An 11,627-nucleotide genomic window follows, 5' to 3' on the forward strand; every position below is an offset into this window, starting at 1 on the left:
CATTTGTACGCGAGTTACTACAACCTGCTGTTAATGCAGCCATGCATGGATGAACGAGGTAGCTAACAGGCGCTTTTGCCCTCTACACTCGGACATTCATTGATACACGGAGGTTTTTCCATGCGGCGCGTGGTGTTCAATCAGAAAGGCGGCGTGGGCAAGTCCAGCATCGCCTGCAACCTGGCGGCGGTCAGCGCCAGTGAAGGCTATCGAACCCTGTTGGTGGACCTCGATGCACAAGCCAACTCGACCCAGTACCTCACCGGGCTGACCGGCGACGACATTCCCATGGGGATCGCGGACTTTTTCAAGCAAACCCTGTCTTCCGGGCCGTTTTCGAAGAAGAACAAGGTCGATATCTACGAAACACCCTTTGACAACCTGCACGTGATCACCGCGACCGCCGAACTCGCGGACTTGCAGCCCAAGCTTGAGGCCAAGCACAAGATCAACAAGTTGCGAAAGCTGCTCGATGAGTTGAGCGAAGATTACGACCGTATTTACCTGGATACGCCACCCGCATTGAATTTTTATGCGGTTTCGGCATTGATCGCCGCTGATCGCGTGCTGATCCCCTTCGATTGCGACAGTTTCTCGCGCCAGGCCCTGTATGGCCTGCTGGCTGAAATCGAAGAGTTGAAGGAAGACCACAACGAAGGCCTCGAAGTCGAAGGCATCGTGGTCAACCAGTTCCAGGCGCGGGCGAGCCTGCCGCAGCAGATGTTGGATGAACTGATCGCAGAGGGCTTGCCGGTGTTGCCGGTGTACCTGGCCAGCTCGGTGCGCATGCGCGAATCGCACCAGGAGAACAAGCCGCTGATTCACCTGGATCCCCGGCACAAGCTCACTCTGCAATTTGTGGAGCTGCATAACCTGCTGGAAAACGCCTGATCTGTGGGAGGGGCTTGCTCCCTTCCACATTTGAATTGCATTTCAGTTGGGGATTGGATTTGTCCCACAGAGGTTGTAGGAAGGGTCTGGCAGCAGGGGCTTGGCCTTGTATCGCTGCCTACAGCTACGCCAGAATCCGCCGGCTTGTGCGTCTGGATGGGCATCTCTAAGGTTCTGCGGTCACTGAATATTCAGTGATCGGGTTTAGTAGCCCGAGGTGAGACGTACGGCAATTCGTCGATCAGGAGCTTCCTGAATTTGATGGTGGCTGTACGGAGGGCGCTTTCGAGCGCGCCGGTTGCGTCTCCCCGGTCTACTAACCTGCGTACAGCTGCCACCCTCCGTTTAGTAGCGGCTGGTTGTGGCTCCCCTACTCGGAGACGATCCATGGTTAACCTTTATACCGCTACGCCCAACCTCCCCACCGAAACCCTCATCCTCAACAGCTACGAAACCTTCTCCTCCGTCCGCACCCTATTGCTCAACCTTTCCAATGACCTCACCGGCGAACACCGCGACGTGGCCCTGGCTATCCACCAATTGAGCGAGCTGGGCGTATTGCTGGTCGGCCAGGTGATGGACCGCGAAGTCCCCGTGGCCTGAAGGTAAAACTCGGTCAAAGGTGGGAGGGGGCTTGCCCCCGATAGCGGTATGTCAGCCAGCTCATCTGGTGCTGACCCACTGCCATCGGGGGCAAGCCCCCTCCCACACTGTCGAGCATTGTTCTCCAGGTCCGGCTACACCCCCTGGCTATGCAACCAGCTCATCAACTGCGGCAACGGGAACGCCCCGCTCTGGCGCGCCACTTCGCGGCCGTTCTTGAACAGAATCAAGCTGGGGATCGAACGAATCCCCAACTGCGCCGACAACTGCTGATTGGCCTCGCTGTCCAGCTTGGCCAGCCTGCACTTGCCCTCCAACTGCCCGGCCGCCTGTTCAAACACCGGCGCAAACGACTTGCATGGCCCACACCAGTCGGCCCACACGTCCACCAGCAGCGGCAGGTCGCCCTTAATCTGGCTGGCGTAATCACCTTGCTTCAGCTCGAAAGGCTTGCTCAGTAGAACCGGTTGCTTGCAACGCCCGCACTTGGGCGTATCACCCAGCCGCTCTCCGGGGATGCGGTTGAGGCCGTTGCAATGGGGGCAGGGGATAACGAGAGGGTCGGACATGGTGGGCTCCGTGGATGTGGCCAATGCATCCTATCTGGAGTCGGGTATCAGCTTTATCAAGCTCGGGGGCGACGACGCATGTGCTAACAGATTGGCGCATGCCTATCTAGGCTGGAAGTGCTTGTTCGAAATAGCACCGCCGGTCCGTTCGACGCCATAGCAAATTGCGATAGTCGGCGTTCGGGTTTAACCTTCATAGCAATATGCGATAGGGATGTTGCATGCGCGTAATCAGTGCGAAACAAATCCGAAATGCCAAGTTGAAGTGGCCTCATTCAGCCAGTGCTTTGGATGAGTGGTATCGGAAAGCCAAAGTCCTCAATCCTGAGGACTTCGCGGCGTTGAAATCGATTTTTCCTACCGTGGATAAAGTGGGGGCGTTACACGTCTTCAACATCGGTGGTCACAAACTACGACTCATCGCGATTGTGCGCTACCGAATGCAGCGGCTCTATATTCGACATGTGCTGGACCATCGGGAATACGACAAGGGTAAATGGAAGGAGTGACTGGAAAATGAGTGTATTGATCGAGCAAGTCGCCGAGCACTGGCAATTCGTATCACCGCTGTTGCGCAAGCCGAAAACCGAGGCTGACTACGATGTGCTGGTGGAGGCGCTCGACGAATTGCTGGATATCGTAGGGGAGGACGAAGCCCATCCGTTGATGGGCGTGGTCGATATCATCGGTGACTGGGTCGAGGCTTATGATCTGGAGCATTGGCCAATGCCTGAGGCGAGCGGTGTCGACGTATTGAGATCAATGATGCAGGAGCATGGCCTGACTCAGAGTGATTTGCCGGGTGTTGGTGCTCAATCGGTGGTCTCGGAAATCCTCAGTGGAAAACGCCAGCTGAACGTGCGACAGATTCGTTGGCTGGCGGATTTTTTCAAGGTGCCGGTCGACCTGTTCATCTAATCGCGAGCATGGCGTGTATCACGACGAACAACTGATCTCCAAATGCTTGCCCCAATCCGGCGGTCGTTGCGCGTACTGTTCCATCCCCGCCTGCTCCTCGAACGGTTTGGAAAGCACCTCATGCAACCGCCGCACTTCGCTGTAATCGCCTGATTCGGCGGCAGAGATAGCGTTCTGTGCGAGGTAGTTACGCAGGATGTACAGCGGGTTCACCGCGTGCATCCGCGCCTGGCGCTGCTCTTCGGTGTAATCCCCATCCCGCGCAACACGGGCTGTGTACAACTCGGCCCAGGCATCAAACCCGGCGAGGTCGACAAAATCATCGCGCAGCTTCGCCACCGCCAGCGCTGCCGATTCATCCCCAAGCCGCCGGAAAAACAGCGTGTAATCCACGCCGCTGTTCTGCATCAGCTTCAGCAACCGCTCCACCAGCGTCTGGTCGTCGTCTTCGGCGGTGGTCAGCCCCAAACGGCGACGCATCAAATCCAGGTAGTGGGCCTGGTACAGCGGCAGGTACAGGCCAAGGGCTTCTTTCAAGGCATCGACGCTGATAAATGGCGTGAGCGCCTGGGCCAGCGCACTGAGGTTCCACTGCCCGATCGGCACCTGGTTGCTGAAGGAGTAGCGTCCTTCATGGTCCGAATGGTTGCAGATGAAGTGCGCATCAAAGTCATCCAGAAACGCAAACGGCCCGAAGTCGAAGGTAATGCCGAGGATCGACATGTTGTCGGTGTTCATCACCCCGTGGCAGAAACCATAGGCCTGCCATTTGGCGATCATCTCGGCATTGCGTTCGACGATTTCGCGGAACATCGCCAGGTACGGCTCGGGCTGTTCACGGCACTTGGGGTAGTGCAGGTTCAGCACGTGTTCGGCCAGCTCAGCCTGCTGGTCGGGCTTCTTGGTGTAGTAGAAATATTCGAAATGACCGAAGCGGATATGGCTGGGCGCCAAACGCAGGACCATCGCCCCACGCTCCTGCTTTTCCCGCCAGACCGGGGTGCTGGAGCCGATCACGCACAACGCGCGGCTACTGGGGATGCCCAGTGCATGCAGCGCTTCTGACGCCAGAAACTCCCGGATCGATGAACGCAGCACTGCGCGGCCATCGCCCATACGTGAGTAGGGCGTCATCCCGGCGCCTTTCAGGTGCAGGTCCCAATGTTCGCCGGCCGCGTTGTACACCTCGCCCAGCAGCAACCCCCGGCCGTCGCCCAGTTGGGGGGTGTAGCCGCCGAACTGGTGCCCGGAATAGACCATCGCCCGCGGCTCGGCTTCGGCCCACAGCGTGTGGCCGCTGAACAGCTCGGCAAACACCGGCGTTTCGGCCACGGCTGGGTCGAGGTCGAGCAGGGCCATGGCGGCATTGCTTGCCACCACCAGGCGCGGTTCGTCGAGGGGCTCGGGTAATACGTGAGTTGAGAACGCGTCGCCCAGGCGTGCGAAGCGGTTGTCGAAGGTCAGTTCGTCGAGGGCTTTCACCGGCCATCTCCAGCAGAATGTCCGAGCATTCTGCTGGGGATAGGGCGTTTAGTCGAGTTTGCTGGGTGGTGGCTCGGGTGCATCCGCCACTTTGCCCGTTGGCGGCTCCGGCACATCTTGCGCCTCGGTCGGCCCGACGATGGTTCTCTTCTCGTCTTCCACCGGCACCAGCTTGTATTCCTGCCCGTGGAGGTTTTTGAGGTACACCTCCATCTGCCGGAACGAGATGTTGATGTGGTGGTTCTTGAACTCGCGGTTGATAAAGCGGTTCACTTCGTCGATCACCGGGTTACGGTCGCCGAGGTCGCGTACGTGCATGCGCAGTTCGTGGTCCAGCGTACTTTCGCCGAAGTTGAGGAAGTACACATGGGGTTCCGGTTCCTTCAACACCCTTGGGTTTTCCCGCGCAGCCTTGAGTAACAATTCCTTCACCAGGTCCAGGTCGGAGCCGTAGTCTACGCCCAGCTTGAGGGTGACGCGGGTGATGGTGTCGGTCAGCGACCAGTTGATCAGTTGCCCGGTGATGAAGGTCTTGTTCGGGACAATGATGTCCTTGCGGTCGAAGTCGGTGATGGTGGTGGCGCGGATACGGATCTTGCTCACCGTACCCGATAGGTTGCCGATGGTGATGGTGTCGCCGATACGCACCGGGCGTTCGAACAGGATCATGATGCCGGAGATGAAGTTGGCGAAGATCTCCTGCATGCCGAAGCCCAAGCCCACCGACAGCGCGGCGACCAGCCACTGCAACTTGTCCCAGCTCACGCCGAGGGTGGACAGGGTCGAGACAAAGCCCACGCCGGCAATCACATAAGACAGCAATGTGGTCGTGGCATAGGCACTGCCCTGGGCCAACTCCAGCTTGGACAGCACCAGCACTTCCAGTAAACCTGGCAGGTTGCGCGCCAGTGCGAAGGTGATGCCGATGATGATCAGCGCGCCGAGCAAGTCGCCGATGCTGATGGGAACCATGCTGATATTCGCACCAGTACCGCTGGTGTATTCGTACAGCGTGACGTTATCCAGGTAGGAAAACACCGAGATCAGGTCCGACCACACCCAGTACAGCGCGGCGATAAAACCGCCGAGCAGGGCCAGGCGAATCAGGCGCATGGACTGTTCGTTGACCTGCTCGATGTCCAGGGTCGGCTCTTCGATCACCGCTTCACCGTCACCCGCTTCCTTGGCCGCCTGGCGCTTGGCCAGGGCACGGGAATAGGCCAGGCGCCGGGCGGCAACGCCGAGGCCGCGGACGAAGGTGGCTTCGATCACCAGCCAGAACATCAGCAGGTACAGGGTATTGATCAACCGGTCGCTGAGCTTGAGCGCGGTGTAGTAGTAGCCAAAGCACACGGCGATAAACAGTGCGATAGGCAGCGCGGTGAACACCAGGCCCACGGCTTTGCGGAACAGCGAGGCTTTCTCATGGGTCGGGCTATGCAGCAGCAGGCGCCCCAGCAACCAGGCCATCAGGGCATAGCAGGTCAGGACCACGCCAATGCCCAGTACATCGTCGGCCAGCGCGGCCGGTTGGTGCTCGGCGATGGCAACCACGGCCACCAGGGCCAGCACCACCAGCCCGAGCTTGCGCACCCAGCCTTGGAGGAATTCGACCTGGGGCTTTTCCCAGCGGAAGTGCAGTTCCGCCACGCCACCCGGCGCGAGGATGCGGTAGGCGGTGTAGAACACCAGCCATGCCTGGGCGATCTGCAACAGCGCCGCACCCAGGTTGGCGTTCTGCCCCCGTGCGTCGATCTGCAGCGCGTAGCCGCACAGCGCCAGGCCCAGGGCCACCGGCATCGCCAGCAGGATATTCACCAGGATCGCCTGTGGGGTGTGCCACTGGCTGTCGCGCTTGAAGTGACCGATGTCCAGGTGGACCTTTTTCAAGCGCTCATACAGGGCTTTGCGTCGCCACAGCAGGGCACCGATCAACAGCAGCAGCGGCAGGAACAGCAGTGGGCGTTGGGTCAGGCCGTCGTACAACTCACTGACGCTGGAGGCCCAAGGCAGGGTGGTGACCTGCTTGCTCAGGTGCGCCGGCACGGTTTCCAGCCACTCGGTGTCCAGCGGCTTGTTGCTGGGGATCCAGAACATCTGTTCATCCAGCGTCGCGCGCAAGGTGGTGGCGGTGCTGAGCAGTTGTTTCTGGTTCAGTTGCAGGGTGATGGATTCGTTAAGCAGCGAGCTCAACTCACGGCTCAGGCGCTCCAGCAGGTCGCTGCGGGTGATCGCCAGTTCCAGCAGGGTGCGCCGCAGTTGTGGGGTGACGTCGGTCGGCGGCTGGTTGGCCAGCAGGTTGTCCACATAAGTGCTGGGGGAGCTGATCAACTCGCGCTGTTGGTTGACCTCAAACTGGTACAGGCGAATGTTGGCGATGTCGTCCGCCAGGTCGCGGTCTACCGTCAGGCGTGGCAGCGCCTGTTTTTGCTTATACAGAATCTTCGACAGGAGCAGGCTGCCCTTGAGCACGTTGATCTGCTCGTCCAGGGCCGAATCGCTCTGGGTCACGGTGTCCAGTTGCTGCTTGGTCTGCAGGTTCTTCTGGGTCAGGTCGTTGAGGCGGTCGGTGCTCTTGAGCAGGTAGTCGGAGAGCTTCAGGTTGGCCGCGCTTTCCGTGGCCAGCAAGCTGCTGCCGCCGGCCTTTTGCGCTTCGATGGACTGTTGGGTAACCGTCTGCTGGGACTGGGCCAGGCGTTTCTGGTTGATCAGGGTTTGCAGGTCCTGGATCTCTTGTTCCAGGCGCGCGGTCTTTTCCACCACCAGGTCGTGCTGGCTGTTGCCCAGGTCTTGCAGTTGGCTGTTGCCGGCCAGTTCCTGGCGGCGCAGGGGGATCAGGGCATTGAGCGCCGCGAGTTCGGCATTCAGCTGGTTGCGCTGGTCGCCGCTGAGGGCTTTGCCATTGTCCTTGCCGGCCTTGAGGGTCGAATTGATCTGCTGGATGCGCGTCTGGCTGCTGCTGATTTCGGTCTGGGCGCGCTCGGGGCGGGTCTGGGCCGCGATGGTCAGGCTGTTGGCTTCGGCCAGGTCTTTTTGCAGGTCGCCTTGCTGGGTGGTGCGCTGCACCAGCAGTTGCTCGAGCTGCGGTACCGGCAGGGTGGCGTAGCGCTGGGCTACCGGGATGATCTTGGTGGCCTTGAGCCGGGTCAGTTCGCGCTGGTTCTCGCTGGTCTGGCGCGGCGCGTCTTCCAGCTGGCGCTTGAGGTCGACCAGGCGCTGTTCATAATCCTGCTTGTTGCCCAGGTAGGTCAGGGTCTGTTGCAGGATCGACTGCAGCGCCTTCATGTCGGCGTCGGGCAGTTTGCGATCCGGCAGCTTGTCCAGGGTTTGCTGGATGGCGTCGGCGCTGGGCGGGTCGGCGGCGTAGACGCTGCCGACACAGAGGGTCAGGCCCAGCAGGGCGGTGGCGAGAAAAGTGCGCAGGGTTGGCATAGAGACCGATCGAGCAAGGTGAAGAATCGGGGGCGTGCTGTCGCCCCGCAGTTTAGAGGAAGAGTCCGGGGCCCGGGCGACTTCCTTCGGGGAATCTGACGCCGACTTTGCCAATCTTGTTCCCGTCCATGACCGCGACGGTCCAGATGGTGTTGTTCCACTCCACCTGGTCGCCCACCACCGGCGCGCCGCCGACTTTCTGGGTGATGAAGCGGCTCAGCGGCATGTCCGGGTCGATCCCCTCCAGCTTGAGGCCATACAGCGCCGAAACCGCGCCCAGCTGGGCGTCGCCTTCGAGCACGAAGTCGCCGAAGAAACGCAAATCGAGGCCGCGCTGCGGTGCCTGGCTGAACAGTTTGCCCAGGGCCGGCAGGTTGTGTTCGTGGCCGATCACGCAGAGCAAATCGCCGACTTCCAGCACCGTACTACCCGACGGATGGAGCAGTTGCTGGCCACGAAACAGGGCAGCGATGCGCGTGCCTTCGGGCATTTTCAGCTCACGCAGGGCCGCGCCGATGCACCATTTTTCTGCGCCGAGGCGGTAGACGAACAGCTCCCACTCGCTGGTGACGTGCACTTCCAGGGCCGCGCGGGAGATCGGCGCCGGGTCCGGCGGAACGGTCACTTTCAGCAGCTTGGCCACCCACGGCAGGCTTGTGCCCTGCACCAGCAGCGACACCAGCACGATAAAGAACGCCAGGTTGAAGTACAGCTGAGCATGGGGCAGGCCCGCCATCAGCGGGAACACCGCCAGGATGATGGGGACCGCGCCACGCAGGCCGACCCAGGCGATAAAGGCTTTTTCGCGGCCATGGAACGCCTTGAACGGCAGCAAGCCGACCATCACCGACAGTGGCCGCGCAAACAGGATCATCCACAGCGCCAGGCCCAGTGCCGGCAGGGCAATCGGCAGTAAATCATGGGGTGTGACCAGCAGGCCCAGTACCAGGAACATACCGATCTGTGCCAGCCAGGCCATGCCGTCGAGCATATGCAAAATGCCATGACGGCTACGCACCGGGCGATTGCCGATCACCAGGCCGCACAGGTACACGGCGAGGAAGCCGCTGCCGTGCAAGGCGTTGGTCAGGGCGAACACGAACAGGCCGCCGGCGATCACTAGGATCGGGTACAGGCCGGTGGCCAGGTTGATGCGGTTGACCATCTGCAGCATCAACCAGCCGCCGCCGAGACCGACGATGCCACCGATGCCGAACTCGCGCACCAGGTGGGTCAGCAGGCTCCAGTGCAGGCCGGTCTGGCCGCTGGCGAGCATGTCGATCAGGGTGACGGTGAGGAACACCGCCATCGGGTCGTTGCTGCCGGATTCGATTTCCAGGCTGGCGGTGACCCGCTCGTTCAGGCCCTTGCCGCCCAGCAGCGAGAACACCGCTGCGGCGTCGGTGGAGCCGACAATCGCGCCGATCAGCAAGCCTTGAATAATATTGAGGTCAAACAGCCAGGCTGCCGCCATGCCCGTGAGGCCGGTGGTAATCAACACCCCCACCGTGGCCAGGGACAATGCCGGCCACAGTGCCACGCGGAAACTCGCCACCCGCGTGCGCAAACCGCCGTCAAGCAGGATCACCGCCAGCGCGAGGTTGCCCACCAGGTAGGCGGTCGGGTAGTTATCGAAGATGATGCCGCCGCCATCGACGCCGGCGACCATGCCCACGGCCAGGATGATCACCAGGATCGGGATACCCAGGCGCGAGGAAAGAGAACTCACCAGAATGCTCGCACTCACCAGCAACGCGCCGATCAAGAACAGGCTGTTGATGGTCGTCGCATTCAAAGGCAGTACTCCATGAGCAAATAAGACGGGGCGCAAACTGACCATGCAGTCTGCGTGCCAGGGATTCTAACCTGTTGAATTGCTGTGCTGTCAAAAAGCTTTTTCTGATTTACGCATAACTAAATGTAGGAGGGGGCTTGCCCCCGATGGCGATTTGTCAGTCAGCTTAATCTATCGCTGACCCACCGCTATCGGGGGCAAGCCCCCTCCCACATTTTTAACCGCGTACAGTCAGTCAGAGGCGGAAGCGAGCGACCATCCCATTCAAATCCACCGCCAGGCGCGACAACTCACTGCTCGCCGCACTGGTCTGGCTGGCGCCGGTAGCCGACTGCACCGACAGATCACGAATGTTCACCAGGTTGCGATCCACTTCCCGCGCCACCTGCGCCTGTTCTTCCGCCGCGCTGGCGATCACCAGGTTGCGCTCGTTGATCTCGACAATCGCCGTGTTGATGGTATCCAGCGACATCCCTGCGCCTTTGGCGATGTTCAGCGTCGATTCCGCGCGCTCGGTGCTGTTACGCATCGAATCCACCGCGTGCTCGGTGCCGGCCTGGATACTGCCGATCATCCGCTCGATCTCGCTGGTGGACTGCTGGGTACGATGGGCCAATGCCCGCACTTCATCGGCAACCACCGCAAACCCGCGACCGGCTTCACCGGCGCGTGCCGCTTCAATCGCCGCGTTCAGGGCCAGCAGGTTGGTCTGGTCGGCCAGGCCGCGAATCACGTCCAGCACTTTGCCAATATCGCGCGATTCATTCGCCAGCTCGCCAATCAGCGTGGCGGTGGCCTGCACGTCGCCGCTCATGCGCTCGATGGCGCTGACGGTTTCCTGTACCAGGTCACGGCCGTCGCCGGCAGAGGTGGTGGCGTTGCGTGAGGCTTCGGAGGTGCTGACCGCGTTGCGCGCGACTTCTTCGACGGCGCTGGTCATCTCGTTGACGGCGGTGGCCGCTTGTTCGATTTCGTTGTTTTGCCGGGTCAGGCCGCGGGCGCTTTCGTCGGTGACGGCGTTCAACTCCTCGGCGGCGGAGGCCAGTTGGGTGGCGGAGCCGGCGATGCGTTGCAGGGTGTCGCGCAGCTTGTCCTGCATCTTGGCCATGGCCGCCAACAGGCGTCCGGCTTCGTCGTTGCCGTCGATCTTGATCGGCCGCGTCAGGTTGCCTTCGGCGACTTCTTCCGCCGCTTCGAGCGCTTGGGAAATCGGCAGGGTGATGCTGCGGGTTAGCAGCCAGGCGAACAACATCGTCAGCGCGGTGGCGATTACCAGCAAGCCAATCACCCAGTCAAAGGCCATGTTGTACTGGTCTTCGGCCTGTTGATTGGTGGCCAGGGCGGCCTTGTTGTTGTAGTCCAGCAGGCGGTTGAGCACCACGTTGACCTGCTCGGAGTTGTTCAACAGTTCTGTGTTGAGAAGGGTGCGCAGCTCATCGATCTGGTTGGCGCGCGACAGGCTCTTCATACGCGCTTCAATCTGCTGATACTGGGTAAGCAGGCGCATGTATTCGTCGTAGATCGAGCGTTCTTCGCAGCTGTCGATCAGTTTTTCGTAAATGCCCTGGGCTGCGCGGATCTGCTGGTTGCGCAGTTCGAAGGCTTCGAGGGTCTTTTGCTGTACGTCCGGCTCGCGGTTGGTCAGCAAGCGGTACGACAGCACGCGCAGGCGCAGGGTCAGCTGGGTGAACTCATCGAGGGCGCGAATGCTTGGCACGCTGGACAGGGTAATGTCTTGGGTGGCGCCACGGATCTTGCTCATCTGGTTCAGGGCGAACACGCCTAGAAACAACATCAGCGCGCCAATAAGAGCGAAGCCGAGGAAAGCCCTCGGAGCGATATTCATATTACGAAGTGACATGCTTGAATCCTGGGGCGGAGCGCGATCCATGCGGTCATGAGACGGGGTGTGCCTCTCTATCGGTCGTACGACTAAA

The 11,627-nt window shown here is 60.7% G+C and carries 9 protein-coding genes; 4 read left to right on the forward strand and 5 right to left on the reverse strand.

Annotation, left to right across the window (positions count from 1 at the left end):
• The first annotated feature begins 120 nt into the window (after positions 1 to 120).
• The gene (locus AB1462_RS03580) at positions 121 to 891 is read left to right on the forward strand and encodes a ParA family protein (RefSeq protein WP_053139210.1); all 771 of its coding nucleotides are present in this window, start codon (positions 121 to 123) and stop codon (positions 889 to 891) included.
• Between the two features lie 387 nt (positions 892 to 1,278).
• Positions 1,279 to 1,494 carry a DUF6124 family protein gene (locus tag AB1462_RS03585; protein ID WP_367246183.1) on the forward strand — a complete coding sequence of 72 codons (216 nt, stop codon included), beginning with the start codon at positions 1,279 to 1,281 and terminating at the stop codon, positions 1,492 to 1,494.
• A gap of 134 nt (positions 1,495 to 1,628) precedes the next feature.
• Here the strand turns inward: AB1462_RS03585 and trxC are convergent, their stop codons facing one another.
• Positions 1,629 to 2,063: a thioredoxin TrxC gene (trxC, locus tag AB1462_RS03590; protein ID WP_090400935.1), complete on the reverse strand. Its 435-nt coding sequence runs from the start codon at positions 2,061 to 2,063 to the stop codon at positions 1,629 to 1,631.
• Between the two features lie 221 nt (positions 2,064 to 2,284).
• Here trxC and AB1462_RS03595 point away from each other — a divergent pair, with 221 nt between their 5' ends.
• Both AB1462_RS03595 and AB1462_RS03600 read left to right on the forward strand, forming a co-directional pair.
• Positions 2,285 to 2,572 (forward strand): type II toxin-antitoxin system HigB family toxin, encoded by a 288-nt coding sequence (locus AB1462_RS03595; RefSeq protein WP_090400934.1) that lies wholly within the window; start codon positions 2,285 to 2,287, stop codon positions 2,570 to 2,572.
• Between the two features lie 7 nt (positions 2,573 to 2,579).
• A complete protein-coding gene (locus AB1462_RS03600) occupies positions 2,580 to 2,981 on the forward strand; it encodes a type II toxin-antitoxin system HigA family antitoxin (protein WP_074848511.1) in 402 nt (133 codons plus the stop codon).
• An 18-nt stretch (positions 2,982 to 2,999) separates the two neighbouring features.
• On the opposite strand, the gene selO is transcribed toward AB1462_RS03600, so the two are convergent.
• From selO to AB1462_RS03620, 4 genes are all read right to left on the reverse strand, one after another.
• Positions 3,000 to 4,463, reverse strand: a complete 1,464-nt coding sequence (gene selO, locus AB1462_RS03605; protein ID WP_315335771.1) for a protein adenylyltransferase SelO — start codon at positions 4,461 to 4,463, stop codon at positions 3,000 to 3,002.
• Positions 4,464 to 4,511: 48 nt separating this feature from the next.
• On the reverse strand, positions 4,512 to 7,895 hold the full coding sequence (gene mscK, locus AB1462_RS03610; RefSeq protein WP_090400932.1) for a mechanosensitive channel MscK: 3,384 nt from the start codon (positions 7,893 to 7,895) through the stop codon (positions 4,512 to 4,514).
• A 52-nt stretch (positions 7,896 to 7,947) separates the two neighbouring features.
• Entirely contained in the window at positions 7,948 to 9,690 is a 1,743-nt protein-coding gene (locus AB1462_RS03615) for a potassium/proton antiporter (protein WP_090400931.1), read from the reverse strand.
• Positions 9,691 to 9,925: 235 nt separating this feature from the next.
• The gene (locus AB1462_RS03620; RefSeq protein ID WP_367246188.1) at positions 9,926 to 11,551 is read right to left on the reverse strand and encodes a methyl-accepting chemotaxis protein; all 1,626 of its coding nucleotides are present in this window, start codon (positions 11,549 to 11,551) and stop codon (positions 9,926 to 9,928) included.
• Positions 11,552 to 11,627: the final 76 nt, after the last annotated feature.

Origin of the sequence: Pseudomonas sp. SB113 (assembly GCF_040754745.1) — a bacterium.
In the GTDB taxonomy this organism is placed as follows: domain Bacteria; phylum Pseudomonadota; class Gammaproteobacteria; order Pseudomonadales; family Pseudomonadaceae; genus Aquipseudomonas; species Aquipseudomonas grimontii.